Raw genomic sequence first — 26,643 nt, 5'->3', positions numbered from 1 at the left:
AAATGATTACAGGTGAATTGAAAAACAAAATTGATGGACTGTGGGATACGTTTGCTGCAGGCGGATTGGTAAACCCTTTGGAAGTAATCGAGCAGATTACATACCTTATGTTTATCAGAGATTTGGATGATGTAGATAACAAGCGTGAAAAAGAAAGTGCAATGCTTGGACTTCCTTATACCAGCATTTTTGCAGAAGAAGTCAAAATCGGTGATCGTTCTATCGATGGAAAACAGTTGAAATGGTCCGTGTTCCATGATTTCCCGGCAGGAAGAATGTATACGGTGATGCAGGAGTGGGTATTTCCATTTATTAAGAATCTCCACAGTGATAAGGACAGTGCATATTCCAAATATATGGATGATGCAATCTTTAAGCTTCCGACACCGCTTTTGTTATCAAAGGTCGTAGATTCTTTGGATGAAATCTATGAAATCATGAACGGCACACAGTCATCGGATGTGCGTGGTGATGTATATGAGTATCTGTTAAATAAGATAGCATCTGCAGGTAGAAATGGGCAGTTTAGAACTCCAAGACATATCATCCGTATGATGGTAGAAATGGTAGATCCGAAAGCTGATGATGTGATCTGCGATCCTGCCTGTGGTACTTCAGGATTCTTGGTATCCGCTGCAGAGTATTTAAAAGAAACAAAGAAAGAAGAAATCTTCTTTGATAAGGATAAAAAAGAGCATTACATGAACTCTATGTTCAATGGATTTGATATGGATAGAACCATGCTTCGCATCGGCGCCATGAACATGATGACTCACGGAATCGATAATCCGTTTATTGAATACCGAGACAGCTTGTCTGACCAGAATGCTGACCAGGATAAGTATTCTCTTATCCTTGCAAATCCACCTTTCAAGGGCAGCCTTGATGCAGATGCGGTATCTGCTGACTTACTTAAGGTTTGTAAGACAAAAAAGACGGAATTATTATTCCTGGCACTTTTCCTTCGTATGTTAAAGGTTGGCGGAAGATGCGCGTGTATCGTTCCGGATGGTGTGCTTTTCGGTTCATCAAAGGCTCATAAAAATATCAGAAAACAGATTGTTGAAGAGAATAGATTGGAGGCAGTAATCTCTATGCCTTCCGGTGTGTTTAAACCATATGCCGGAGTGTCTACCGCGATTCTTATCTTTACGAAAACAAATCATGGCGGAACTGACAATGTGTGGTTCTATGATATGACTTCAGATGGATACAGCTTAGATGATAAGCGTACACCGGTAAACGAAAGTGATATTCCGGATATCATCGAACGCTTTAAGCATCTTGATAAGGAGGCAGAAAGAAAACGTACGGATAAATCCTTCATGGTTCCAAAGCAGGATATCGCAGATAACGATTACGATCTTTCCATTAACAAATACAAGGAAATAGAATACGTAAAGGTAGAGTATCCGCCAACATCTGAGATCATGGCAGATATCCGTGAAATGGAGATGGAAATTGGCAAAGAGATGGATGAGTTGGAAAGATTATTGAATCTGTAGAAAGGAAAGCAAGTCTTAAACAAATTGAGATTTGTAGGGATGATAGATGGCAAAACTTATAGAGATAACAGGAAAAGCCTTGTCTGGTGAATGGGGGACTGATGATGAGACTGGTGAAGGAATCCCAGTTCTTAGAACTACAAACTTTACCAATGAAGGCGTAGTTGACTATAGCGATGTAGTTACAAGAAAAATTACAAAGAAAAACATAGAAGATAAGTATCTTATACCAGGTGATATTATTATCGAAAAATCTGGTGGCAGTGACAAACAGCCGGTAGGAAGAGTTATTTACTTTGATGGACCAGATAAGACATATTTATTTAATAATTTTACTGGCTTGTTAAGGGTAAAGAATCAATCCAAATGGTTTCCTAAATATGTGTTTTATTCGCTTTATGGAAATTACCGAAGAGGCGGTACAAGACCGTTTGAAAATAAGACAACAGGTCTTCATAACTTAAAAACTGATGATTATGTTTCAAGATATGAAGTTACTGAAACAGAGTATTCTAAGCAAGTTGAAATAAGCACTCATCTCGATAAATTATATTCCATTATTAAGATGAGAGAGGAAGAACTAGGAAAACTTGATGAACTCATCAAAGCCCGATTTGTCGAGATGTTTGGGGATATGCTAATTAATCCAAAAGGCTTACCTGAGAAACGGCTGGATTCTTTGGCCGATATAGTATCAGGCATTACAAAAGGCCGTAAAGTCAAGACAGACGAGTTATATGAAGTTCCCTATATGGCTGTATCCAATGTGAAAGACGGCTATATTGACTGGACTACAGTTAAGACCATAATGGCAACAGGTGGAGAAATAGATCAGTATAGATTAATGCCCGGTGATGTGTTGATGACAGAAGGCGGAGATCCTGACAAGCTTGGCAGAGGTGCTATTATTTATGAACCACCTAAAGACTGTATACACCAAAACCATATATTCCGGGTAAGACTGAAGCAAGATGTACTTCTTCCGGTCTTTATGGCTCAATATCTTCAACAGCAGAAGTCAAAAAGGTATTTTCTGGGATGTGCTAAACAGACTACAGGAATTGCGAGCATCAATATGAAACAGCTTTCTGCTTTGCCTGTTTTGGTACCGCCAATGAAGGATCAGGAAGAGTACGCTGCCTTTGTCGCTCAGGTCGACAAATCAAAAGTTGCAGTGCTGACTGCGGCATAAATAGAGATTATATGGGATTAGTAGAAAAGCTCCCAGGAAGATTGTTTGTAGAGCGATTGAATACTATAAACAGAATAAGATTTTGGATATATAGGAAACGGATCCGAATTGTTATAATGGAGAGGTTTCCGGAAGCGGAAAGTCGAAGGATAAGGTGTTTATCGACACGAAACACCCAAAGAAATCCATGTGTACATGTCCATTTGCATAAGAAAATGATGTAATATGTAAGTATATGGTTGCGGTGTACTTAACGGTTGATCCGGAATATATCGAAGCTTTTCTTGAAGACGAGAGACGATATTTGAAAGATAAAGACTATCGTTGGCAAAGAGACAAAGAAAAACGGAACTCTTTAGCCAGAAAGATGTCGATGGAAGAACTCATGGATGAAATGGCGGAGTGCTGGTTGGAATTAGAAGCATCTCGTAAAAGAGATATATAGCGTTTTGAAGGGCGGATATATGATTACAAATTTTGATTATTTAAAAGAAGAACCAAAATTTAAGAATTTCGCAGATGTGGCGATTTCCGCAGAGCGTATTATTTTGCTGGATCCGGAGGCAAGTATCATTAATAGCCGACGAGCTATGGAGTTTGCATTGAAGTGGATGTATTCCGTAGATAAAGAGCTGGAGATGCCATATCGGGATAATCTTCAGAGTCTTATGAATGCGGAAGATTATCGCCAGATTATCGGACCGGATTTGTGGAAACGTATGGATTTTATCCGTCGGTGCGGTAATAATGTGGCTCATAGCGGGAAGAAGCTTGGTAGAGATGCAGCGCTTCTTTGTCTGGAAAATCTTTTTATCTATTTGGATTACATTGCTTATTGCTACTCGGATTTGTATGAGGAAAGAAGTTTTAATCCGAACCTTGTGAAGGAGAGAATCCAAAAGAGCAAAGAGTCTCGTGCGCAGGCAGAAGCAATAAAAGCAGAGCTGAAAAAAGAAATTGAGAGCTCTGCCCGGAAAGAATTGGATTTACAGAAGCTTCGCGAGGAAAATGAGTCCTTAAAAGAAGCGCTGTCTTCTCGCCGCGCAGAGAAACAACAGACTTATGTTCCGAAGCCGCTTGATCTGTCTGAGTATAAGACCAGAAAGATTTATATCGATTCCATGCTTATTGATGCAGGCTGGACGGAAGGCAAAGACTGGGTTAACGAAGTAGAACTTTCGGGTATGCCCAATAAGTCTGAAGTTGGATTTGCAGACTACGTTCTTTATGATGATGCACAGAAACCGCTTGCGGTGATAGAAGCAAAGAGAACTTGCGTGGATGTCGCAAAAGGACGTCAGCAGGCAAAGCTTTATGCAGATATTCTGGAAAATGAATATGGCAGAAGACCGGCAGTATTTTTAACAAACGGATTTGAAACAAGAATTATAGATAATCAATATCCGGAAAGAAGGGTAGCAGAGATTTATTCAAAGCGTGATTTGGAAAAGCTGTTTAATCTTCAGTCTATGAAGACCAGCTTAAATCACATTAATGTAGATAAAGAAATTGCAGGAAGATATTATCAGGAGGCTGCAGTAAAAGCGGTTTGCGAAAGTTTTGATAAGAAAAACAGACGCAAAGCGCTTCTTGTCATGGCTACAGGTTCGGGTAAGACCAGAACGGTGATTGCTCTTTGCAAAGTGCTTCTGGATGCAGGATGGGTGAAGAATATCCTTTTCCTTGCAGACCGAAACTCATTGGTTACACAGGCAAAAAGAAGTTTTGTGAATCTTCTTCCGGATTTGTCATGCACAAATCTTTGTGAAGAAAAAGATAATTACAATTCTCATTGTGTGTTTTCAACCTATCAGACTATGATGGGATGCATTGATACTGTCAAAGATGAAAATGGAAAGCTTTTTACCAGTGGTCATTTCGACCTCGTAATTTGCGATGAGGCGCATAGATCCATTTATAACAAGTATAAAAACATCTTTAATTATTTCGATGCTCCGCTTGTGGGACTTACTGCAACACCGAAGGATGAAATAGATAAGAATACGTATTCTGTTTTTGAATTGGATAACGGAGTTCCGACCTATGGATATGAATTGGCTCAGGCGGTAAAGGATGGTTATCTGGTTGATTACATGTCTGTTGAAACCAAGCTTAAGTTTATCGAGCAGGGAATCAGTTATGCCGAACTTTCAGAGGAAGAAAAAGAAGAGTATGAAAATACTTTTGAGGATGAGAACGGAGAGATTCCGGAAAGAATTAATTCATCGGCGCTGAATACCTGGCTTTTTAATGAAGATACCATTCGTCAGGTATTGCATATTGTAATGCGTGATGGTTTGAAGGTGGATTATGGTGAAAAAATCGGTAAGACGATTATTTTTGCTAAGAATCACGCGCACGCAGAGAAGATATTGGAAGTATTTCATAAGGAGTATCCGAATCTGGCAAAAGGATCAAATGGTCAGGCATTTGCCAAGGTTATTGATAATTACATGACCTATGCACAGAGTGCGATTGATGAGTTTTCAGATGCAAAGAAACTGCCGCAGATTGCGATTTCGGTAGATATGCTGGATACCGGTATTGATGTTCCGGAAGTGCTGAATCTGGTCTTCTTTAAGAAGGTTATGAGTAAAGCAAAATTCTGGCAGATGATTGGCCGTGGAACAAGACTTTGCCCGGGACTTATTGATGGTGACGATAAGTCTAAGTTTTATATCTTTGATTTCTGCGGAAATTTTGAATTCTTCCGAATGGGAGAAGGGCGACCGACTGCAAATATGATTGCACTTCAGGGAGCGGTATTCAACTTAGAGTTCCAGATTGCGTATAAATTGCAGGATATCAATTATCAGATCGATCGATTGATAGCTTATCGTAATCGTCTGGTTGAAATGATGACCGGAAAAGTAAAAGAGCTTAATCGCGAAAACTTTGCGGTACGCCAGCATATTAAGTATGTGGATTTATATTCAAAAGAATCAAATTATCAAACTCTGACATACGAAGATACATTATTAGTTCGTGAGGAACTTGCACCGCTTATTTTGCCGGATAGTGATGAGGCGACAGCGGTTCGTTTTGATGCGTTGATTTATGGTATGGAATTGGCGCAGCTTGCTGGACGTAAATATGGTCGTTTGAAAACTGATCTAATGAAAAAAGTAAGTGGAATAGCCTCTGTTGCAAATATTCCACAGATTCAGGCTCAGAAGGAACTTATCGAGAGGATTCTTAATACTGATTATGTGGACCACGCCGGAATTGATGATTTTGAACATATTCGTGAGAATCTTCGTAATCTGATGAAGTTTATGCCACATAATAAACTCAGATATGATACAGATTTTACAGATGATATTTTGGATTCCTCATGGAATGATTCTGAGCTGGAAAGTGATGATTTAGCAAACTATAAAGCAAAAGCTGAGCACTATATTCGTCAGCATCAGGATAACATTGCAATTGCAAAGTTAAGGACGAACCAGCCACTTACACATCTTGATGTAGAATCATTGGAACAGATTCTCTGGTCGGAAGTTGGATCAAAAGAAGACTATGAGAAAGAGTATGGTCAGAAGCCGTTAGGAGAGCTTGTCCGTAATATTGTCGGTATGGATATGAATGCCGCGAAAGAGGCTTTCTCAGAGTTCTTAAGTGACGCGAATCTTGATAGTCGACAGATTTACTTCGTGAATCAGATTGTGGAGTACATCATCCATAATGGATTGATGAAAGATCTTTCTGTGCTTCAGGAACCGCCGTTTACGGATCAGGGAAGTGTAGTTGATATCTTTACGGATATATCTGTATGGACGGCGATAAGGAAGGTTATAGAGAGAATTAACGCGAACGCGGTAGCGTAAATTATATATCTTAAAGGAAAACAAAGGAATTCACGATTATGATAAGAATACTATTTGTCTGCCACGGCAACATCTGCCGCAGCGTAAGCGCACAGTATATTTTACAGAATATGGTGAATCAGTCCGGACGTACGGAACATTTTCGGATCGATTCCGCGGCGACATCGACGGAAGAGATCGGAAATCCGATCTACCCGCCTATGAAGCAGGCGCTGATGGAAAAAGGAATTCCTGTTGGCAGCCATACCGCCAGACAGCTCAGGCGGTCGGATTATGAGGCGTATGATCTGCTCATCGGCATGGATGGCGAGAATCTGCGCAATATGAGGCGGATGCTGGGAGAGGATCCGGCGCATAAGATCCACGGACTGATGGAGTATACCGATCAGCCGGAGGAAACCATTGCGGATCCCTGGTATACCCGGCAGTTTCTGCAGTGCGCAGACCAGATCGCTGCCGGCTGCCGGGGACTTCTGGCATATCTGGAAAGGGAAGGCAGGCAGTCGTGATTATGAATACCGGTCAGCGGACGGACATTCCGGCTTTTTACAGTGAATGGTTTGTCAATCGTCTGAAAGAAGGCTGTGTGCTGGTGCGCAACCCTTACAATCCCAACCAGGTGACGCGGTACCGGCTGTCGCCGGATGTGGTGGATGTGATTGGCTTCTGCACGAAGAATCCTGCCCCCATGCTGCCCCATATGGATGCGCTGAAGGAATATGGGCAGTACTGGTTTGTAACGATTACTCCCTACGGGAAGGAAATTGAACCGGGGGTTCCGGCCAGGGACAAGGTTCTGCAGGATTTCCGGACGCTTTCTTCTCTTGTAGGAATCGACAGTATCGGCTGGCGTTACGATCCGATTTTTATCAATGAAACCTATACGGTGGAGCGGCATCTGCAGGAATTTGAACAGATGGCTGCGGAACTTGCAGGGTATACGAAGACCTGTGTCATCAGTTTTGTGGATCTTTATTCCAAAGTGATCCGGAATTTTCCGGAAGTCCGCAGCGTGCCGCAGGCGGATCGCCTCACCCTTGGCCGGGCAATGATTGCGATCGCCGGAAAGTATGGAATGACTGTCAGACCCTGCGCGGAGGGAAATGAACTGGCGCAGTACGGCGCGGACTGCAGGGGCTGTATGACAGTTCAGACCTATGAGACGGCGATTCACGGACATCTTCGGGTACCGAAACGCCCCGGAGCCAGAAAAGAATGTGCCTGCTATTTGTCCTGTGATATCGGAGCCTACAATACCTGCGGACATCTGTGCAGATACTGCTACGCGAATTACAGCGCGGCGCTTGTCCGGCAGAACATGAAAAAACATGACCCGAAGGCTCCGTTTCTGATCGGAGGATTTCTGCCGGGAGACAGAATCCATGAGGCGGAGCAGGAGAGCTGGCGGGATCATCAGATGACAATATTTGATCTGATGCAATGATGCGTAGAAAAGACAGAGGAAAACCATGGGAAAATTTTATTTTGTCCGGCATGGACAGACTGTATGGAATGTGGAAAACAAGATCTGCGGCACAACGGACAGCCCGCTGACTGGGCTGGGACATGAGCAGGCGCGGGAGACCGGCCGCAGGCTGAAAGCGGAAATGGATGCGGGACGGATCACGATTGACGAAATTCTGACTTCACCGCTGCAGCGGGCATATGATACGGCAAGGGAAATTTCAGGGATCATCGGTGTGCCGGTGCGTGCGGAATCCCGTCTGCTGGAGCAGAGTTTCGGCCGCTGGGAAGGAACACCCCGGGACGGAGCTGCGTTTCGAAAAGCCAAAGAGAACTTTACGGACAGTTTTGGCGGCGGAGAATCTATGATGCGGGTGGCCCAGCGCATTTATAATCTGCTGGATGATCTGAAGAGCGAGCCGGAAAAGGTCCGTCTGCTGGTGGCGCACAACGGAATTTCCAGAATCGTTGAATCCTATTTCCGGGATATGACGAATCAGGAGTTTGCAGAGTTCGGGATCAGAAATGCGGAAATCAGGGAATATCATTTCCTGTGAGAATTCAGATGAGGGACTCCAAATAGGAGAATCCCAATGCGGAAATCCATATGTGAGAAGCCAGATCGGAAAGGATGGGCACCAATGTGGAAATCCAGATCGGAAAGGATGGGCATGCGATGAGTTATTACTGGAACTACTCGTCTCCCCTTGGAATGATAACGCTGTTTTCAGAGGATGGCAGGCGCTTGTTCGGGCTGTGGTTTGACGGACAGGTCTATGACCGGAGCCTGATGCCGGAGCAGGGGAAAACGGAAAAAGAGAACCTTTCGGTGTTTCGGAAGGCGGCGGAATGGCTGGATCAGTATTTTTCCGGAAAAGATCCAGGCATTTTTCCGGATCTGGCGCTGACCGGATCGGAATTCCGCAGGATGGTTTCTGAGGAAATGCTGAAGATTCCGTTTGGAGCCACAACCACCTATGGGGCCATCGCAAAGCAGATCGCGGCACGGACCGGCAGACCAAGGGTATCTGCTCAGGCCGTGGGCGGCGCCGTGGGACACAACCCGCTGTCGGTGATGGTGCCCTGTCATCGTGTCGTAGGAAAAAACGGCAGCCTGACCGGCTATGCCGGAGGATTTGAGAAAAAGATCCGTCTGTTGGAGAACGAAGGCGTTGATCTGAAGCAGCGCGGCTTGTTTGTGCCGAAGGTTCCCTCCCGCAAATCCGGCGGGGCAGGGCAGGCAGAGGAGAAGCGGAAGACAGCAGAACAGGTAAAGTCCGTGCTTCGCTGGCCGGACGGAAAACCCAGGTGCCGCTGGTGCAAACCGGACAACGAACGGTATATCCGCTACCATGATGAGGAATGGGGCGTGCCGCTGCATGACGACCACAGGCTGTTTGAACTGCTGATTCTGGAGATGTTTCAGGCGGGGCTTTCCTGGGAATGCGTGCTGAATAAACGGGAGGCGTTCCGGGAGGCTTTTGACGGCTTTGACCTGGAGCGGGTCTGCAGCTATGGAGAAGAGAAACTGGAGGAACTGCGGGGCAATCCGGGCATCATCCGCAACCGGCTGAAAATCCGCGCCGCGGTGAACAACGCGAAGATTTTCCGTAAGATACAGGCGGAATACGGCAGTTTTGACCGGTATCTCTGGCATTGGACCCAGGGAAAGACGCTGCGGGAGATCGGCCGGACCACATCACCCCTTTCCGATGCGGTTTCCGCGGATCTGAAGCAGCGGGGCATGAAATTTGTCGGCACAACGATCATGTATTCCTATCTGCAGGCTGCCGGCGTGATTCATTCCCATGAAGAGGGATGCTTCCTATACCGGCCGCCGGAAGATATGGAATAAATGCGGCAGTGGCATGCAAGCGGTGCGGGTCATGGAGTCGGTGTGCCGCAATGAATGCATATCATATATTGCAGATTTTCCGCCGGAAAAGAAAAGACACAAGAACCATATGCCGCAGCGGAAACATTTGAAAAGATTTTTTTGCCGCAGACCTCTAAGATATAAGGGCAGAGAAAAGAAAGAGAGGAGTATGCGGCATATGGATGCAGAGAGAAAAATAAAACGGGGCGTCGCGATTTACAGTTATTCGGGAGAATACGGAAGAACCATGAACCTGGAGGACTGTTTTAAGGATATGTATGACATGGGTGCCACCGGTGTGGAAATACTGGCCAATTCCCATATCGACAGCTATCCGGATCTGAGCGATGACTATCTGGCCAAATGGAACGCGCTCTGCCGGCAGTATCAGATTGAGCCGGTGGAATATGGCCACTGGATTGATAACCGCCTGTATAAGAATCGGATGATGAGCGTAGAAGAAGCCAGCAGAAAACTGGTGAATGATTTCCGGATTGCCCACGCGCTGGGCTTCCGTATCCTCCGGACGAAGATGGGCGTCATCGATGACCAGCTGGCGCCGGTGGAAAACTGGAGAGAAATCATTCGGGCGGTGCTTCCGAAAGCGGAGAAGTATGACGTGGTGATGTGTCCGGAGATCCATCTGACGACAGTTCTTGCAGATCAGTTTGTGACAGATTATGTGGATTTCATCCAAGAGACAGGAACGGAACATTTCGGACTGAATATTGACCTGAGTGTTTTTCAGAACCGCTTTGATGTGCCCGGTGTTGTGGTATTTAATCCGGACTGCAAGCATTCGCAGCCGGAGGAGATCATACCGCTTCTTCCCTATGTAAAATGTATTCATGCCAAATTCAATAAAATGGATGACTCCTTCCGGGAGCTGACCATCCCGTATCCGGAAATTATCAAAGTCCTGCAGGACAATGGCTGGGAAGGTTATCTGCTCAGCGAGTATGAGGGCGCGAACAAGGATGTGCCGGGGTATGTTTCACAGGAACTCAGAAAACAGCACGTGATGCTGAAACGGCTGCTGGGATATTAGTCGGGAAGGGGCAAAACATGTTAGAAGCAAATGTAATTCAGTACAGAGGATTTCACAATATGGAAGAAAACGGACGAATCGTGGGCTTCCAGATCTGCGTTCGTTCCGATTATTACCGGGGCATCTGGCTCAGCCAGCTGCGGCCGGGCAAGGTAGTTGTGGATGGGGTAACCTATCCGAAGGAACAGGTGCACTGGGAAATCAATCACCGGGAATACACTGTGGAGGAACTGGCAGAGGCATCCGACGCGTTCTGGCGCATTACGGATGTGGCGGCACTGAAAATCTATCAGGAAGGCGGACTGGCCCAGGGCTTTCATGATGTGTCCGTGCGGTTTGCGGCAAGCTGTTCCTATATGCCGCCGTTTCTGGACCAGTTTGATGAAAATGGTGACAGCTGTTCCTTTCACGGAGGTACTTATACCAGAGAACATATGGTGATCGTGTAATCGCCCAGGCCTGCGTCGAAGGAAGCATCAGAGTCAAAACACCGTAAAGCGCCGTCCGGGTTCCCGGGCGGTGTTTCTGTACCAGGATCGGATGGCCGGCAGAAGGGATTCTCGGAAGCTGCACTTGTTTATTGCGTATTTCCGGAAGAACTGCTAAGATTTTTATCATAAAGGAGATCAGCAGACATGAAGAATCTTGGGTTTACTGTTCGGAGAGCCAGAAGCGGAGAAGAGCATATCCAGACCGATCTGGTGATACTGTTTCTTCTGGAAGGAGAAATGACGGTACTGTATCACGGAGAAAGCATTCCCATGCGGCACGAGGATATTCTTCTGATCAATCCGGGAATGAATTATGAACTGCGGGATGTACGGAACGCGCTGTATGCAGTGGCGTCTTATTCCGGCGCCATGCTTGCGGAAATTATGGAAAACCGGAATCTGATCCTGTATGTGGATTCTGTCAGCGATACGATGCATTCCTATCAGGATATCCGGGAAATTCTGATCGATCTGACAGCAGAATATACCTCCCAGAAGCATCAGACCCGGGCACGGCAGGACAGCCTTCTGCTGAACCTGATGGATCATCTGATTGAAAATTATCAGATACAGCAGAGCCGGGTGGAGATCGGCGAGAGTGAAGCGGATGTCCGGATGCGTCAGATGATGCAGTATATTTTGAATCATATCAATGAAGAAATCAGTCTGTCCGGTCTGGCAGAGGAGATGTATGTATCCACTTCCACACTGTCCCGGATTTTCAGGAAAAAAACAGGGGTCTATTTTGCGGATTATGTCATGCAGCTGCGGGTAAAGTCATCGCTGGGACTTTTGAATTATTCGGATCAGAATCTGACCCAGATCGCGATGAACTGCGGCTTTTCCAATTCATCCGCTTATAACCGCGCATTTCGGAAAGTGATGCATATGACCCCTTCGGAATACCGGGAGCAGAACCGGATCACAGCGGAAAAAGAAAAAGAAGCGCGTATGCTGGAAGAGAGCAGGATCCGTACGGAACTGCAGAAAAAGGGGTATCAGCAGGGAACCCAGGAGCATGAGATGCGGGTACTGCTGGATCTGTCGAAAGAGAAACCGGCGGATTATCCTCAGACCTGGAACAGCTGTATCAATGTGGGGGCACTGCACAATCTGACCCGGGCCAATATCCAGTTCCATGTGCTGTATCTGCAGGAACATCTGCAGATCAGCTGTGTGAGGCTCTGGAATGTATTTTCCATCAAAAGTCAGGTGTCGGACGGCAGCACCTTCGGACAGTATAATTTTGACCTGATTAACCAGGCGCTGGATTTCCTGGTGCAGCATCATATCCGCCCGTTTCTGGATCTGGGCAGACGTCCGGATACGGCTATCAAGACAGATGGGGATGTGATTTACTACAATGAAGAATATATTCCCTTTGTATCCAGGGAGATCTGGGAAGACATTATCTATGCCTTTTTCTTCAATATCATAAACCGGTACGGCCTGGAGGAGGTTTCTTCCTGGACGTTTGAGCTGGCCAGAGACGGGTTCCATGACGGACCCCGGTCCGGTGTCTATCAGGATCCCCGGTTTGATTTCTATCAGGCCTGGGAGTACGTCTATCACACGGTGCGGCGCATGGTTCCCGGCGCTCAGGTAGGCGGAATTTCCTCGGTGATCGATCATGACCGGGAATATGATCTTGCGTTTTACCGCCGATGCGCGGCAAATGACTGCATCCCGGATTTTGCCTCGTTTCTTCTGTTTCCCTATGAATTCCGGAGGAATGAAGCGGCAGGACCGCCCGGAAGATATATTTCCAGAAACACGAATATTGAGGAAGACCGGATTCTCCAGATGCGCAGGCTGATGGATGAGGCGGGGATCAGTGACCGGAAGCTCCTGATTACCGAATGGAACAACACCATCGCCAACCGGAATTTCCTGAACGATTCCTGTTTCCGCTCGGCTTATCTGGTGGCAAAAACCGTGGAACTGTGGGGAAAAACCGACATGATGTGCGTGATGAGCGGCACGGACTGGGTCAGCAGTTACTTTGATACCAGCAAGGTAGTAAACGGGGGCGTCGGTCTGCTGACAAAGGATACTATCCGCAAGCCGGCCTTTTTTGCCCTGTCGTTCCTGAACAGCATGGGATCCCAGTACCGGGCCCGGGGCAGCAATTACATTGTGACAAGCAAGGAAAACGGGGACCTGTACATTCTCTTCCACCATTTTTCCTGGTTCCGGCAGGGGAGTCCCCTGCAGAATGAGGAGGTGGATCTGGAGCGGGTGCAGAAGATTCGTTTCGAAGATGAGAAAACACTGAAAATCACCCTTATGCTTCAGCACATGGAAGCTGCTGGGGAGTATGCGATCAAAAACCGGAGACTGAATGCCAGAAGCGGCAGCATTCTGGATACCTGGAGAAGGTTCGGCTTTGAGAGCGAACTGAACCGGGAGGATGTGAAGTATCTGCAGGCGGTCAGCATCCCGGAAATCGAAATGCAGAGAGAGACGGCGGAACGAAACGGCACCCTGGAAGTCACAGCGGAACTGGAACCCCAGGAAGTTGTGCTGATGCACATTTACCGCAGACACCGGCACCCGTCAGAGAAAGGCAAACGACAAAATCCGGTATAGGATCCTTTTCGGGAAGGACGGTCAGGAGAAAGCTCCTGCAAGAGATGAATGTCATTTCTTGCAGGAGCTTTCGTTTATAAAAATTTTATGCAATCAGCCGCAACGGATTGTAAAAACGGGAAAAGAAGACAAATATCAGATTCGCTATTATGTAGCCATAAGGTTGATACAGTTCTGTATCAGCAGAAAAACCGGTTTTGGCATATGTAAAACATGCAGAGAGAAAAAGTGAGGAAAATGAAATGGATAATAAGCTAAGAGCTTCAAAAGCCGCTGTTGTCTGCTATGGCTTTGGTGATCTGGCGTCACAGTTTGTATGGACATTCGTCGGCTCCTATCTGACAATTTTCTATACGGATATCGTGGGTCTGGCACCGCTGGCGGTATCTGTGATTATGATTGTGGCAAGAATCTGGGATGCGGTCAATGACCCGATGATGGGCGCGATTGCAGAGCGTACGAAATCCAGATGGGGACGGTTCCGCCCGTATATCGCCTTCGGAAGCCCGTTTCTGGCAATCTTTTCCGTACTGACCTTTACCAACCCCTTTGGCGGCTCCAGCGCGGCAGGCGTCATCTGGTCGGCAGTGATTTATATCATCGCAGGTATGCTGTACACGCTGACCAACATTCCGTACGGCGCAATGGCGGCAGTTATGTCTGAGGACTCAAACCAGAGAAATCAGATCAATACTTCCAGAAACATCGGCATGAATGCCGGTATGGCTGTAGTAAACGCGCTCTCACCGGTACTGCTGCTTGCGTTTTCCGCAAAAGGAGCAAAAGTTGCGGATGCCAGAGGCTATCTGATGACGGTGATCGTTTATGCCATCATTTCCATTCCGCTGTTCCTGATTGTATTCTTTACCTCCAAGGAAAATGTGAAACCGCTGGCTTCCACAATGAACCGGAAGTTCTCTTTAAAGGAAACCATAAAAAATCTGGTAACCAACAAATACCTGATGATCATCAGCGCCATCATGGTCGTACAGATGACCGCGTTCATGGGACGTATCGCAGTCTGCGCTTACTGGGTTATTTATGACCTGGGGTCCTTTACCATGATTTCCGTTATCATGACCCTGCCGACGCTGCTGGGTATCCTTGGTTCTCTGTTTGTGCCGGCAATCGCGAAAAAGATCGGTAAGAGAAACGTGCTTATGGGTTCCATGGCTGTTCAGGTAGCAGGTCTGCTGATCATGTTCTTTGCGCCGTTTGACAATATGCCGATGGTTATCTTCGGCGATGTCATTTTCGGTCTCTTTAATGTGGGTATGCCCATGACTCTGTCCATGGTAGCGGACTCTGTGGATTATATGGAAGAGAAGACCGGCGTGCGTACCGACGGTACCGCATACGCAACCTATGGCCTTGCAACAAAAGTAGGAAACGCCATTGGCGGCGCCGCAGGCGTAGTGATCATGGCAGCGTTTGGTTATGTGGCCAATGCGCCGCAGACGCCTGCAGCACAGCGCGGAATCAATATTACCGTAAATCTGATCCCGGCTATCTTATACATTGTTGCCTGCCTGCTCTGCCTGTTATGGAAGATGAGTGACAAGGAGGCGGATGCCATCCGCGAAAGACTGCAGGCAAGACATGCCGCAGAAGATAAGGAAACACAGGCACAGTAACAGGTGCCGGAAGGATCCGCCGATTTCTGCCCTGTGAGCAGAAGCCGGCAGATCAGCAAGAAGGAGAATCACTATGTATACTTATGACAGAAAAGGACCGAAGCGCGGCGTGGCGCTGTACAGCTACTCGGCGGAATTCGGCTTGACCAAGACACTGGAAGACTGTTTTGAAGATGTGCATGATATGGGCGCCCACGGAATCGAGATTCTGGCAAACACCCATATCGAGAACTATCCGTATCCGACGGATGAGTGGGTGGAGAACTGGTTCCGCCTGTGTGACAAGTATGAAATCGTGCCGGTGGAATACGGCAACTGGATCGACTCCCATGTGCTGGGGGACAGAGATCTGACCACCGAGGAATCGGTTGAGATGCTGAAGCGGGATATCCGTCTGGCGCATCGTCTGGGATTCACTGTGATGCGTACCAAAATGCCGGTCATCAATGATCTGCTGGAGCCGGTGACCAACTGGAGAGAAATCATCAAGGGCGCGCTTCCGCTGGCGGAAGAACTGGACATCAAAATGTGCCCGGAGATCCATACGCCGTCGAACCTGAAAGGCAAACTGGTTACTGATTTCGTGGATTTCATCAAAGAGACGGGAACCAAGCATTTCGGCCTGAATATTGACTTCTCCGTATTCCGCACGGAATTCCGGGAAGATGAGTGGAAGGATCCGAACTATACCCCGAATCAGCCGGAAGATATCATTCCGCTGCTGCCGTACATTTACTGCTGCCATGCGAAATTTATCAATATGAGCGACGATTTCCGGGAAACCACCATTCCATATCCGGAAATCATCCGTGTGATGGCAGAGAACGGATATGAGGGCTATCTGCTCAGCGAATACGAGGGAGCGGATAAATATGACGACGGATATGAAGTGGGGCAGACACTGAGAAAACAGCACATCATGCTGAAGAATCTGCTCGGAGACTAAGGAGGCGATTGTATGGAAAAACAGGTAATTCAGTCGGTAGGCTTCAGAAATACAAAAGATGTGGAAGGAAATGTGACAGGCTTTCAGTTTAAGGTAAGACTGCCGTATTATCGGGGAATTTTCCTTTCACAGATTCGTCCGGGCACCCTGTTTGTGGACGGGGAGAGAATTGAAAAAGATTCCATCACCTGGGTCATTGACGGGGAAGAATATACCAACGAAGAGATGAAGACCAATTATCAGGTACACTGGTCCGTGACCAAACCGGCCGTGCTGAAAGTGAAGAAGGAAGGCGGACTCGCCCAGGGCTATCATGACTTAAAATACGGATTCTGCTTTACTTCCTCCTATATGCCTCCGATCATTCAGGCACATCTGGATCCGGATAAGGAAAACATGGTATTCCTGCCGGAGTTCGGCCATCATGTGAATGAGAGACGGCTGCTGATTGTGTAATCCGCAGAAAAACTGAATACAGGTGTTGCGCGGTATGCCGTTCCGGAAGAACTGAATGTTCCGGAACGGCATTTTGCGGTTCGGAGAAGAGGGATTGACCCGGAACGGCAGGAGGATGCAACGAAAATGGATCAAATGTTGCACCTGAAAAAAAGCGGAATTCTGAGCGTGCAAAGAATGACAGGTAATTGTAAAAACCGGAATAGAAGGGCAGGCGCCGGAATTGGTAGGATATACACAGAAAGAAACAGGGGAAACGCGACAGATCCCCGGATACTGACATTGCATAGAGACAGAAGAAGCGCTGGAAAATACAGAACGTGATACAGGAGGAAAACATGGCACAGGATATCAGAATTGCAATTATCGGACACGGATTTATGGGACATGAGCATGAGAAAATGCTTTCTGACTTTCCGGGAATCCGGCTGGTGGGATTCTCGGACCGGGATCCGGAGCAGCTGGAGGATGTGAAAGAGGGTCTGAAGCGTTACAGCAGCAATGAGGAACTGCTGGCGGATCCGGAAGTAGACGTGGTTCTGATTGCGGCAAACAACAATCAGCATCACGATCTGGTCATTCAGGCAGCAGAGGCCCACAAAGACATTATCTGCGAGAAGCCGGTGGCAATGAGCTTAAAAGAGCTGGATGAGATGGAGGAGGCGGTAAAGAAAAACGGCGTGAAATTCACCGTGCATCAGCAGAGACGGTTTGACCCGGATTTCCGCACCGCGAAGGAAGTCTGTGATTCCGGCACACTGGGTGATGTATATGCCATTAAGAATTTGCTGTACGGCTTTAACGGCAATATGCATGACTGGCATGTCTTTGTCAGCGAAGGCGGCGGCATGCTGTATGACTGGGGCGTGCATCTGCTGGATCAGGTCTGCTGGATGTTCCCGGGAGCAAAACTGAAATCCGTATTTGCGGACATCCGCAATGTCATCAATAAAGAAGTGGATGATTACTTCCAGATCATGCTGCGGTTTGACAACGGCGTAACCGCTACCGTAGAGCTGGGTACGTATTATCTGGCGGACAAGACCGCGGACAAGTGGTTTGAGCGGCACTGGTTTGTGGCAGGAAACAAAGGAACCGCGTATGTGGACGGCTTCTTCCCGGAAGGAAAGATCGTACGTACCACCCATCTGCTGACCAACGTGGGCGGCAAGCGGACCATGACGGCCGCAGGCCCCACCAGATCCTTCGGACCGGCGCCGGAAGGCACGATTGTAACGGAGGCGCTGCCGGAAGTGCATACCGGCCACAGGGACTTCTTCGATCACTACATCCGTTCCTGGCACGGGGAAGAAGAGCCTTTTGTGACAATTCCGCAGGTACGCCGCGTACTTCGGCTGATGGATGCGGTCAGAGAATCCGGACGCACCGGCAAATCCATTGATTTTGAATAAGACTGGCGACTGACGCAGGAAAGAGAGGAAAACAGAAATGAGCAAGAAACTTCCGATTGCCATACAGGTATACGGCCTGAGAGATCTTCTGGAAGACCATCCGGAAAATTTCCGGACCGTGATGCAGCAGATCAAAGATATGGGATATGACGGCGTGGAACTGGCCGGACTGTACGGTCTCAAACCCGCCGAGGCAAAACAGATCCTGGATGAGGTGGGACTGACACCGATCTCCGCCCATGTGGCATTTGCGGAGATGATGGAAGATCTGGATCAGGTCATTGCGGATTATTCGGAAATCGGTGTGAAATACCTGGTAATGCCGTATATGGCAGAGGAGTACCGTCCGGTGAATCCGGAAGGGTTTGAAAAATTTCTCCCGCTGCTGAATCAGGTGGGCGAGAAGATCCATCAGGCGGGCATGACCTTCCTGTATCACAACCACGACTTTGAGTTCGTCAGACTGCCGGACGGCAGATGGGGCTATGATGCCATGTTTGAAGCCATTCCCCACGACCATCTGATGAGCGAACTGGACACCTGCTGGTGTGATGTGGCTACGGGCGCGGTAACAGATTTTGTAAAGAAATACACGGACCGTCTGCCGGTGATCCACCTGAAGGATTACATCAAACAGGGTGAAGTAAAAAATATGTATAAACTGATCGGCATCGAAGAAGAGGAGTCGGAGGAAGATACCGGATACTTCGGGTTCCGTCCGGTAGGCTTCGGACAGATGATCTGGGAACCGATTCTGGATGCCGCACTGGAGGCAAACACCCGGTGGGCGGTAGTGGAACAGGATGAACACTACGAGACAGATCCGCTGGAGTGCGCGAGAAGAAGCCGGGAATACCTGAAGATCCTGGGCTGGTAACAGAGAAAAATACAGTGCCCGCAGAGGGATGTGCAGAACAGCAAGAAAGGAAACAGTATGAAAGAAATAAGAATTGCCATTATCGGAACCGGAATGATTTCCGAGCGTCATATGACCGTAATCAATAACCTGAAAAAAAGAGGCCAGAACTTGACAGTCGTAGCGGCTTGCGATATTGTAAAAGAACGTGTAGAGGCCTTCGGACAGAAGTACGGCCTTGCCGAAGACAGACTTTATACAGATTTCCGTGAGATGCTGAAACGGGACGACATCGACGAGGTAGAGGTATGCGTACACAACAACCTGCATACTTCAGTTGCCACTGCTGTAATGGCTGCAGGCTATCCCTGCTATTCAGAGAAGCCCATGGCCGCAAGCTACGCAGACGCAAAGATCCTCTATGACGCACAGGAGAAATACGGCCAGAAGCTGGCGGTACAGATCAGCTCCATCTACAATCCCCAGACCCGTATCGCGAAAAAGATGATCGCGGAAGGCAAACTGGGAGACATCTACCATGTGAGAAGTGTGGGGCACAGACGTCAGGGCCGTCCGGGCTATGATATGCCCTTCTTCAGCCATGACTTTATCGATCCGCGGATTGGTGTGCACGGTCCCCTGTTTGACCTGGGCATTTACCATCTGGCACAGATGCTTTATGTGCTGGGGATGCCGGAGCTGGAGAGCGTATACGGCGTGCAGAGCTGCTCTTACTGGAGAGACCGGCGCATTGATGACGCAGTGAACTGCCACACCCCGATCGAGGACCTGGGCGTCGGCATGGCACGCTTCAAAGGCGGCATTTCCATGGATATCTACGAAGACTGGGCAATGCACATGGATGAGATCGGCAGCAGCTTCATTGCCGGTTCCCTGGGCGGACTTAAATTCACCGACGTGGACACCACAGGCGGTCCGCTGGCGGTTCCGGACGGCGGCTCCATCATCGGCGGCGGCGCGCTGCAGAACCCGAAGCTGGAGTGGTTCGGCGTAGATGCAGACGGCGTGCTGTTTGACAACAAGTTAGACTGCGCGATCGGCGATATCACCGGTATGCAGGAGCTTGCCCTGAATCCGGAAATGGAAAAATACAATGACAACCAGCTGCAGTGGTACTCCTACCTGCGCGGCGAGCTGACCGATGAGACCAGAATTGATTCCCCGTACATTGCGATGCAGACGGCTTTCCTGTCGGAAGGTGTGGTTCTTTCCAGCGAGCTGGGACGCAGCGTAAGCGCGGATGAGATCAAAGCAATGTCCAAATCCATTGCGCTTCGTGAGCAGGAGACCCCCTTCGGAGTGATTGCGTATGATTTTGATGAATACAAACCAGAGTAAACAGCAGATACAATAACATGCATTTGGCAGGCGGCCGGTTGATCCGGCCGCCTTTTCCGGTATTTCCATTGGGTTCCGGCACAGGATGGATGCAGAAGGGAGAAATCGAATATGAAAAAGTATGCGTTTGGCGTGGACATCGGCGGCACAACTGTAAAAATCGGCCTGTTTCTGACCGAGGGCAGAATGGAGGACAGCTGGGAGATTCCGACCCGTACAGAGGACGGCGGGCGGCTGATCCTGGGAGATATCGCAGGGTCCATTGATGAAAAACTGAAAGAAAAAAATATTTCAAAGACCGAGATCGAAGGCATCGGCATTGATGTGCCGGGGCCGGTACTGGAGGAACGGATTGTGAACAAATGCGCCAATCTCGGCTGGGGTGTTCTGGATGTGGCGGAAAAGACCGCGGAGCTGACCGGAATCGCCAAAGTAAAGGTCACGAACGACGCAAATGCGGCAACCCTGGGTGAAATGTGGCAGGGAGGCGGAAAGAATCACAAAGATCTGGTGATGCTGACCCTTGGTACGGGAATCGGCGGCGGCATTGTGCATGACGGAAAGATTATTTCCGGACGGTTCGGAGCAGCCGGAGAGATCGGGCATATGCGTGTGAACCGGGAGGAAACGCTGGTGTGCGGATGCGGCAAGCACGGCCATCTGGAGCAGTACGCGTCCGCCACCGGCATTGCGCGGAAGGCCCAGGAGATGCTGGTGCAGAGCGACCGCCCGTCCATGCTGCGGAATGTGTCCTATCTTTCCGCGAAAGAGGTGTTTGACTGCGCGAAAAAAGGAGATGAACTGTCTCTGGAAATCGTGGAATTTATCGGTGAGGAGCTGGGAAATGCCTGCAGTCTGATTGCCTGTGTGTTCGATCCGGAGATTTTTGTCATCGGCGGCGGTGTTTCCAAGGCAGGGGATATTCTGATTGAAACGATTCAGCGCCACTACCGCAAGTATGCCTTCCACGCTTCCGCGGATGCGGAATTTGCCCTGGCCACACTGGGCAATGACGCGGGCATGTACGGCGCGGTGAAAATGGTACTGGATTAAGCGGAAAGACACAGGACGGATAGCAAACCATGCATAGAAAAGAAAGGAATCGAATTATTCTGCGCACCAGCGCAGGGGGCGTACTGGCAAACGTGCTGCTGGGTCTGTTCAAGATTGTATTCGGACTGATTTCCGGTTCGGCAGCCGTACTGACGGATGCGGTAAGCAATTTTACGGATGCGCTGGCTTCCGGGGTAATTATTACGGGCACTGTTTTTTCGGAAAAGCGTCCGAACAGAAAACACCCCTACGGATACGGGCGTATGGAATATATGGTGACTCTGGCCATCGCGCTGATTGTGCTGTATGCAGGTGTGGAAGCCATGCGGGAGACGGCAGAGGCTTTTCTGTCTCCCCACGCGACCCATTACTCCGGCGTTACCCTGACGGTAGTAATTGTGTCCATTCTTGTGAAGATCCTTTACGGTGTGTACACAAAAAAGAAGGCAGAACCGGTACAGTCCAAGGCACTGCATGCCTCCGGCGCGGAGGCCATTCACCATGCGCTGATCTCTGTTCTGACCCTCGCGGCGGCGGTGGTGAATATTCTGACCGGCCTGCATCTGGAGGCCTTTGCCAGCGGAATCATCGGAATCTTTATTCTGATTGAAGGCGTACATCTGCTTCGCAGCGCGTTAAGCGAGATTCTCGGCCAGAAAGTCTCCGGGGAACTGGCAGGCAAAATCAAGACAACGGTCCGCAGCTTTGACGGGGTGCTTGGGGTGTACGATCTGCATCTTCATGATTACGGGCCGGACCGGATGCTGGGCTCCGTGCATATCGAAGTGCCGGATACCTGCACGGCTGACCGGCTGGATATGCTGCAGCGCAAAATTGCCAGAAAGGTGTACCGGGAGCATCGGGTGATTCTGACCGGTATCGGAATTTATTCCATGAATACCGGGGACAATCAGGTGAGCCGGCTGCGGAAGCAGGTGGCCGCGCTGGCCCTGACCCATCCGCATGTGACGGGAATGCATGGGTTTTATTTAAACCAGGAGAGCGGGTATGCCTCGCTGGACCTGGTAATCAGTTTTGATGAAAAAGACAGGGAAGGCCTGTTTGACCAGGTGTCGGATGAGATCCGCAGGACTTTCCCGCAGTATGATTTTCATATCACGATGGATATCGAGCTTTAGAAGACAGAAGGGGTCTTCCGGATTCGGCACTCGATTTTCCGCAGACAGGAACCGGTGGGTTCTTTCTGCTGTCAGGCAGCTGACGGCAGAGGGGGATCTGCCGGTTCTTTTTTTGCTTCGTAACAGTCATTTCCACGAAATTTTCTGTAAAAAACTGTTAGATTTTTATCTGTTCAGACGATCCGGAGTATGCTATTATTTACATGACAAAAAGTTTGTTATGATAAATAAAATTTTGAATACGGAGGCCCATATGATCTATCTGGACAATGCGGCTACTACATTAAAAAAACCGAAACAGGTGCTGGACGCGGTGCTGACAGCGATGCAGACCATCGGAAACGCCGGCAGGGGTGTGCACGGGGCTTCTCTCGGGGCGGCGCGTACCGTGTTTGATACCAGAAAAAAGGTTTCAGATTTCTTTCACGCGGAGGGACCGTCGCAGGTGGCGTTTACCTGCAATTCCACCGAAGCGCTGAATATTGCGCTGAAGGGGATTCTGAATCCGGGGGATCATGTGATTACCTCCGTGCTGGAACACAATTCCGTGCTGCGTCCGTTGTATGAACTGGAGGACCGGGGCGTGGAGCTGACGATTCTGCCCTGCAGGACAGACGGGACCCTGGATTATGACAGCTTTGCGGCTGCCGTCCGCCCGAATACCCGGATGATTGTCAGCACCCACGGATCCAATCTGACGGGCAACCTGGTGGATCTGGAACGCCTGGGCCGGATCGCCCGCAAACACGGACTTCTGTTCGTGGCGGATGTGTCGCAGACGGCAGGCGTATTTCCCATTGACATGCAGAAGATGCAGATTGATGTACTGTGTTTTACCGGGCATAAGGGGATGATGGGCCCCCAGGGGACCGGAGGAATCTGTGTCCGGAAAGGACTGACCATCCGTCCGCTGAAGACGGGAGGAAGCGGCATACAGACCTATCACCGCAGCCATCCGAAGGAAATGCCGGCGGCGCTGGAAGCAGGGACGCTGAACGGGCACGGGATTGCCGGACTGGATGCGGCGATTGACTATCTGAACACCGTGGGGCTTGCCGCCATACACCGGAAGGAACAGGCGCTGATGCGCCGTTTTTACGACGGCGTGAAGGAACTGCCGGGGATCCGGATCTACGGGGATTTTCAGGCAGAGGAACGCTGCGCCATCGTGGCGCTGAATCTTCGGGACTGGAGTTCGGCGGAAGTCAGCGATGTACTGAACACCGATTACGGAATCTGCACCCGGGCCGGCGGGCACTGCGCGCCGCTGATGCATGAGGCGCTGGGGACGGCTGCCCAGGGCGCGGTGCGGTTCAGTTTTTCCTATATGAATACACCGGAGGAAGCGGACGCGGCAGTGGATGCGCTGCGGGAGCTGACGATGGAACCCATACATTAATTGCATGAAATACTGCGGCAGAGCAGAGAAAGAGGAGAAGGAACAATGGCAGATTACAGACAGATGTGGGAAGACCTGGGAATGGATCTGGAGAAGCATGACGCCCTGTGCGAAGTGCTGCCCCAGGCCTTTGGGGATGTATTTCTTTCACAGGAGAACCGGCCGGAAGGCATGGCTTTCTGGGATATGGTGGTGGCGGATATTCACGGGATCCGCCCGGGAGAGTTAATCGAAGCGCAGAAACAGGGGAAAAAGGTGTTTGGCACTTTCTGCACTTATGTGCCGGACGAAGTGCTGATCGCAGCCGGAGGAATTGTGACCGGACTGTGCGGCGGCTCCCAGTTCTGGGTGCAGGGCGGAGAGAAAGTGCTCCCGAAAAACACCTGCCCGCTGATCAAGGCCTCGGTGGGAGCCAGACTGGAACGGACCTGTCCCTTTTTCCGGATCGCGGATATGTATATCGGGGAAACCACCTGTGACGGCAAGAAGAAGGCCTATGAAATCCTGGCCGAGGACGTGCCGCTTCACGTGATGGACCTGCCGCAGATGAAGCGGCCGCAGGATTATGACCGCTGGACCGATGAGATCCGCATTCTTGCGGAGAAAGCCCAGGAACTGACCGGACAGGCAGTGACACCGGAGAAGTTAGGCGAAGCCATCCACATCGTCAATGAGAAACGGAAAGCCCTGCTGCGTATTTATGAAGCGAGAAAGTCCGCAAATATTCCCATCAGCGGCAAGGACGCGCTGCTGATCATGCAGATTGCGTATTTTGATGACCCGGTACGATGCGCGGAAATGGCGAATCGGCTGGCGGATGAACTGGAACAGCGCAACAGAGACGGCATTTCCGTATTCCCGAAAGGAACCCGTCGGATTCTGCTCTCCGGAACACCTATGGCAATCCCGAACTGGAAGATCCACCATCTGATTGAAACCAGCGGCGCGGCAGTGGTCTGTGAGGAATCCTGCACCGGCACCCGTTATATTGAACATCTGACCGACGAATCCGGAAAAACGCTGGAAGAGCAGTACCGCGCACTGGCTGAGCGGTATCTTCATATCAACTGCGCGTGCTTTACGCCGAATCAGGGAAGAATTGACGATATTCTGCGGCTGGCCCGGGAATATCAGGTGGACGGTGTCATTGACGTCAATCTGAAATTCTGCGAAACCTATGACACAGAAGGATATTTTGTGGAACGGGCCCTGAAGCAGGCGGGAATCCCGGTGCTTGGAATTGAGACCGATTACACAGACGCAGATACGGAGCAGCTGCGTACCAGAATTGAGGCATTTGTGGAGATGCTGGGATAAGTGTCCATGGAGCAGCAGGAGAAACTTAATTATTATATTCTGTTTGAAACCTATACCCAGGGGATGGCGCTTTATGATCTGCTTCGGGAGGAGAAGATTCCGGCGCGGATCTCGCCGGCGCCCCGGGTGCTGCAGAAGGAAGTCGGCTGCGGAATGTCCCTGCTTCTGCAGCCGGAGGATGTGGAGAGGGCCAGGGCATGTATCAGCAGACATCAGGCGGCGTATCACTCCATCGCTGCCCTGCCCTGCCAGATCCGCCCGAAAAGAGACAGATTCTGTTAGAGGAACGGAGCATGTGCGCAATGTATTATATTGGAATCGATATTGGATCCTCCGGTGCCAAGACGGTGGTGTTTGACACATCCGGAAATCTGATTTACAGACAGCTGCAGCCGACGGGATGGAGCAGTGCGGATACTGCGGAAGCGATCCGGAAGGATCTGGTGCGGAAAGGGTACGATCCGTCAGAAAACCCCTGCGTAGCCACCGGATACGGAAGGATCTCCGTGCCTTACGCGGATAAGCAGATCACAGAGATTACCTGCCACGGGCGGGGGGCGTCCTGGCTGTTTCAGACAGACCGTCTGGTGATTGTCGATATCGGCGGCCAGGATACGAAAGTCATCTGCATGGAGGAGGGAATGGTCCGGGATTTTATTATGAATGACAAGTGTTCCGCCGGAACCGGGCGTTTTCTGGAAGTAATGGCCAACTCCATGGCCATCCGTCCGGAAGAACTCTGTGCCATTGCCGCGGAAGGGTCCGGCACCGAGATCAGCTCCCTGTGTACGGTTTTTGCGGAATCGGAGGTCATCAGTCTGATTGGCCGTGGAGAAAAACGTGCAAATATCGCCTATGGTGTGGTACATTCTATAGTGAACAAGGTGGCGGCACAATGCAGCAGAGCGGATCTGGAAGGCCGGATGGTATGTCTGACCGGAGGGCTGTGTACCTGTGACTATCTGAGAAGGTCATTGGGAGAAGCGCTTCATACAGAAATATCTGCCTGTCCGGACGGAAGATACGCCGGAGCGATCGGGGCCGCGCTGAGTGCAGGATACCTGTGAACGAAGCTAGTAG

Annotated in this window: 23 protein-coding genes and 1 pseudogene; all 24 read left to right on the top strand. The window is 49.4% G+C overall.

Annotated features, from left to right (window positions below; translation table 11 throughout):
* The first annotated feature begins 2 nt into the window (after nucleotides 1–2).
* The 24 genes and pseudogenes from CXIVA_RS02220 (at nucleotide 3) to CXIVA_RS02110 (ending at nucleotide 26,630) form a co-directional block, all read left to right on the top strand.
* Nucleotides 3–1,505, top strand: a complete 1,503-nt coding sequence (locus tag CXIVA_RS02220; RefSeq protein WP_013976385.1) for a class I SAM-dependent DNA methyltransferase — start codon at nucleotides 3–5, stop codon at nucleotides 1,503–1,505.
* Between the two features lie 46 nt (nucleotides 1,506–1,551).
* Entirely contained in the window at nucleotides 1,552–2,697 is a 1,146-nt protein-coding gene (locus CXIVA_RS13265) for a restriction endonuclease subunit S (RefSeq protein WP_013976384.1), read from the top strand.
* Nucleotides 2,698–3,001: 304 nt separating this feature from the next.
* Entirely contained in the window at nucleotides 3,002–3,142 is a 141-nt protein-coding gene (locus CXIVA_RS14075) for a hypothetical protein (RefSeq protein WP_158309830.1), read from the top strand.
* Nucleotides 3,143–3,161: 19 nt separating this feature from the next.
* Nucleotides 3,162–6,524, top strand: coding sequence for a DEAD/DEAH box helicase family protein (locus CXIVA_RS02205; RefSeq protein WP_041728221.1), 3,363 nt, complete (start codon nucleotides 3,162–3,164; stop codon nucleotides 6,522–6,524).
* Nucleotides 6,525–6,562: 38 nt separating this feature from the next.
* Nucleotides 6,563–7,033, top strand: coding sequence for a low molecular weight protein-tyrosine-phosphatase (locus CXIVA_RS02200; protein ID WP_013976381.1), 471 nt, complete (start codon nucleotides 6,563–6,565; stop codon nucleotides 7,031–7,033).
* A gap of 2 nt (nucleotides 7,034–7,035) precedes the next feature.
* Entirely contained in the window at nucleotides 7,036–7,968 is a 933-nt protein-coding gene (locus CXIVA_RS02195) for a DUF1848 domain-containing protein (RefSeq protein ID WP_013976380.1), read from the top strand.
* Between the two features lie 25 nt (nucleotides 7,969–7,993).
* Nucleotides 7,994–8,545 (top strand): histidine phosphatase family protein, encoded by a 552-nt coding sequence (locus CXIVA_RS02190; protein ID WP_013976379.1) that lies wholly within the window; start codon nucleotides 7,994–7,996, stop codon nucleotides 8,543–8,545.
* Nucleotides 8,546–8,619: 74 nt separating this feature from the next.
* Nucleotides 8,620–9,150, top strand: a pseudogene (locus CXIVA_RS14215) (methylated-DNA--[protein]-cysteine S-methyltransferase); the annotation flags it as partial.
* 117 nt (nucleotides 9,151–9,267) lie between these two features.
* Nucleotides 9,268–9,843, top strand: a complete 576-nt coding sequence (locus tag CXIVA_RS02185) for a DNA-3-methyladenine glycosylase I (RefSeq protein WP_041728218.1) — start codon at nucleotides 9,268–9,270, stop codon at nucleotides 9,841–9,843.
* A gap of 199 nt (nucleotides 9,844–10,042) precedes the next feature.
* Nucleotides 10,043–10,912 (top strand): TIM barrel protein, encoded by an 870-nt coding sequence (locus tag CXIVA_RS02180; RefSeq protein ID WP_242822905.1) that lies wholly within the window; start codon nucleotides 10,043–10,045, stop codon nucleotides 10,910–10,912.
* A 17-nt stretch (nucleotides 10,913–10,929) separates the two neighbouring features.
* Nucleotides 10,930–11,361 carry a DUF6379 domain-containing protein gene (locus CXIVA_RS02175; protein ID WP_013976376.1) on the top strand — a complete coding sequence of 144 codons (432 nt, stop codon included), beginning with the start codon at nucleotides 10,930–10,932 and terminating at the stop codon, nucleotides 11,359–11,361.
* A 186-nt stretch (nucleotides 11,362–11,547) separates the two neighbouring features.
* Complete coding sequence (locus CXIVA_RS02170) at nucleotides 11,548–13,992, top strand: helix-turn-helix domain-containing protein (protein WP_013976375.1); 2,445 nt, start codon at nucleotides 11,548–11,550, stop codon at nucleotides 13,990–13,992.
* 242 nt (nucleotides 13,993–14,234) lie between these two features.
* Nucleotides 14,235–15,626, top strand: a complete 1,392-nt coding sequence (locus CXIVA_RS02165) for a glycoside-pentoside-hexuronide (GPH):cation symporter (protein WP_041728215.1) — start codon at nucleotides 14,235–14,237, stop codon at nucleotides 15,624–15,626.
* A gap of 73 nt (nucleotides 15,627–15,699) precedes the next feature.
* Nucleotides 15,700–16,572, top strand: coding sequence for a TIM barrel protein (locus tag CXIVA_RS02160; protein ID WP_013976373.1), 873 nt, complete (start codon nucleotides 15,700–15,702; stop codon nucleotides 16,570–16,572).
* 12 nt (nucleotides 16,573–16,584) lie between these two features.
* Complete coding sequence (locus CXIVA_RS02155; protein WP_013976372.1) at nucleotides 16,585–17,028, top strand: DUF6379 domain-containing protein; 444 nt, start codon at nucleotides 16,585–16,587, stop codon at nucleotides 17,026–17,028.
* A gap of 338 nt (nucleotides 17,029–17,366) precedes the next feature.
* Nucleotides 17,367–18,440: a Gfo/Idh/MocA family oxidoreductase gene (locus tag CXIVA_RS02150; RefSeq protein WP_013976370.1), complete on the top strand. Its 1,074-nt coding sequence runs from the start codon at nucleotides 17,367–17,369 to the stop codon at nucleotides 18,438–18,440.
* Between the two features lie 37 nt (nucleotides 18,441–18,477).
* Nucleotides 18,478–19,317: a sugar phosphate isomerase/epimerase gene (locus CXIVA_RS02145; protein ID WP_013976369.1), complete on the top strand. Its 840-nt coding sequence runs from the start codon at nucleotides 18,478–18,480 to the stop codon at nucleotides 19,315–19,317.
* Between the two features lie 57 nt (nucleotides 19,318–19,374).
* Nucleotides 19,375–20,655 carry a Gfo/Idh/MocA family oxidoreductase gene (locus tag CXIVA_RS02140; RefSeq protein WP_013976368.1) on the top strand — a complete coding sequence of 427 codons (1,281 nt, stop codon included), beginning with the start codon at nucleotides 19,375–19,377 and terminating at the stop codon, nucleotides 20,653–20,655.
* 111 nt (nucleotides 20,656–20,766) lie between these two features.
* A complete protein-coding gene (locus tag CXIVA_RS02135; RefSeq protein ID WP_013976367.1) occupies nucleotides 20,767–21,708 on the top strand; it encodes an ROK family glucokinase in 942 nt (313 codons plus the stop codon).
* A 29-nt stretch (nucleotides 21,709–21,737) separates the two neighbouring features.
* Entirely contained in the window at nucleotides 21,738–22,847 is a 1,110-nt protein-coding gene (locus CXIVA_RS02130; RefSeq protein ID WP_013976366.1) for a cation diffusion facilitator family transporter, read from the top strand.
* A gap of 220 nt (nucleotides 22,848–23,067) precedes the next feature.
* Nucleotides 23,068–24,246 carry an aminotransferase class V-fold PLP-dependent enzyme gene (locus CXIVA_RS02125; RefSeq protein ID WP_242822904.1) on the top strand — a complete coding sequence of 393 codons (1,179 nt, stop codon included), beginning with the start codon at nucleotides 23,068–23,070 and terminating at the stop codon, nucleotides 24,244–24,246.
* Between the two features lie 45 nt (nucleotides 24,247–24,291).
* Nucleotides 24,292–25,563: a double-cubane-cluster-containing anaerobic reductase gene (locus CXIVA_RS02120; RefSeq protein ID WP_013976364.1), complete on the top strand. Its 1,272-nt coding sequence runs from the start codon at nucleotides 24,292–24,294 to the stop codon at nucleotides 25,561–25,563.
* Nucleotides 25,564–25,569: 6 nt separating this feature from the next.
* Nucleotides 25,570–25,845 carry a DUF3343 domain-containing protein gene (locus CXIVA_RS02115; protein ID WP_041728212.1) on the top strand — a complete coding sequence of 92 codons (276 nt, stop codon included), beginning with the start codon at nucleotides 25,570–25,572 and terminating at the stop codon, nucleotides 25,843–25,845.
* Between the two features lie 20 nt (nucleotides 25,846–25,865).
* A complete protein-coding gene (locus CXIVA_RS02110) occupies nucleotides 25,866–26,630 on the top strand; it encodes an acyl-CoA dehydratase activase (protein ID WP_013976362.1) in 765 nt (254 codons plus the stop codon).
* Nucleotides 26,631–26,643: the final 13 nt, after the last annotated feature.

The organism is Clostridium sp. SY8519 (genome assembly GCF_000270305.1).
Classification (GTDB): Bacteria; Bacillota; Clostridia; order Lachnospirales; family Lachnospiraceae; genus SY8519.
Note: the sequence above shows the minus strand (reverse complement) of the source record. Positions and strands in the feature narration are given on the sequence as shown.

Coding starts and splice junctions, on each gene's coding strand:
- CXIVA_RS02220 (WP_013976385.1), top strand. CDS start 3: ATGATTACAGGTGAATTGAAAAACAAAATTGATGGACTGTGGGATACG.
- CXIVA_RS13265 (WP_013976384.1), top strand. CDS start 1,552: ATGGCAAAACTTATAGAGATAACAGGAAAAGCCTTGTCTGGTGAATGG.
- CXIVA_RS02205 (WP_041728221.1), top strand. CDS start 3,162: ATGATTACAAATTTTGATTATTTAAAAGAAGAACCAAAATTTAAGAAT.
- CXIVA_RS02200 (WP_013976381.1), top strand. CDS start 6,563: ATGATAAGAATACTATTTGTCTGCCACGGCAACATCTGCCGCAGCGTA.
- CXIVA_RS02195 (WP_013976380.1), top strand. CDS start 7,036: ATGAATACCGGTCAGCGGACGGACATTCCGGCTTTTTACAGTGAATGG.
- CXIVA_RS02190 (WP_013976379.1), top strand. CDS start 7,994: ATGGGAAAATTTTATTTTGTCCGGCATGGACAGACTGTATGGAATGTG.
- CXIVA_RS02180 (WP_242822905.1), top strand. CDS start 10,043: ATGGATGCAGAGAGAAAAATAAAACGGGGCGTCGCGATTTACAGTTAT.
- CXIVA_RS02175 (WP_013976376.1), top strand. CDS start 10,930: ATGTTAGAAGCAAATGTAATTCAGTACAGAGGATTTCACAATATGGAA.
- CXIVA_RS02170 (WP_013976375.1), top strand. CDS start 11,548: ATGAAGAATCTTGGGTTTACTGTTCGGAGAGCCAGAAGCGGAGAAGAG.
- CXIVA_RS02165 (WP_041728215.1), top strand. CDS start 14,235: ATGGATAATAAGCTAAGAGCTTCAAAAGCCGCTGTTGTCTGCTATGGC.
- CXIVA_RS02160 (WP_013976373.1), top strand. CDS start 15,700: ATGTATACTTATGACAGAAAAGGACCGAAGCGCGGCGTGGCGCTGTAC.
- CXIVA_RS02155 (WP_013976372.1), top strand. CDS start 16,585: ATGGAAAAACAGGTAATTCAGTCGGTAGGCTTCAGAAATACAAAAGAT.
- CXIVA_RS02150 (WP_013976370.1), top strand. CDS start 17,367: ATGGCACAGGATATCAGAATTGCAATTATCGGACACGGATTTATGGGA.
- CXIVA_RS02145 (WP_013976369.1), top strand. CDS start 18,478: ATGAGCAAGAAACTTCCGATTGCCATACAGGTATACGGCCTGAGAGAT.
- CXIVA_RS02140 (WP_013976368.1), top strand. CDS start 19,375: ATGAAAGAAATAAGAATTGCCATTATCGGAACCGGAATGATTTCCGAG.
- CXIVA_RS02135 (WP_013976367.1), top strand. CDS start 20,767: ATGAAAAAGTATGCGTTTGGCGTGGACATCGGCGGCACAACTGTAAAA.
- CXIVA_RS02130 (WP_013976366.1), top strand. CDS start 21,738: ATGCATAGAAAAGAAAGGAATCGAATTATTCTGCGCACCAGCGCAGGG.
- CXIVA_RS02125 (WP_242822904.1), top strand. CDS start 23,068: ATGATAAATAAAATTTTGAATACGGAGGCCCATATGATCTATCTGGAC.
- CXIVA_RS02120 (WP_013976364.1), top strand. CDS start 24,292: ATGGCAGATTACAGACAGATGTGGGAAGACCTGGGAATGGATCTGGAG.
- CXIVA_RS02115 (WP_041728212.1), top strand. CDS start 25,570: ATGGAGCAGCAGGAGAAACTTAATTATTATATTCTGTTTGAAACCTAT.
- CXIVA_RS02110 (WP_013976362.1), top strand. CDS start 25,866: ATGTATTATATTGGAATCGATATTGGATCCTCCGGTGCCAAGACGGTG.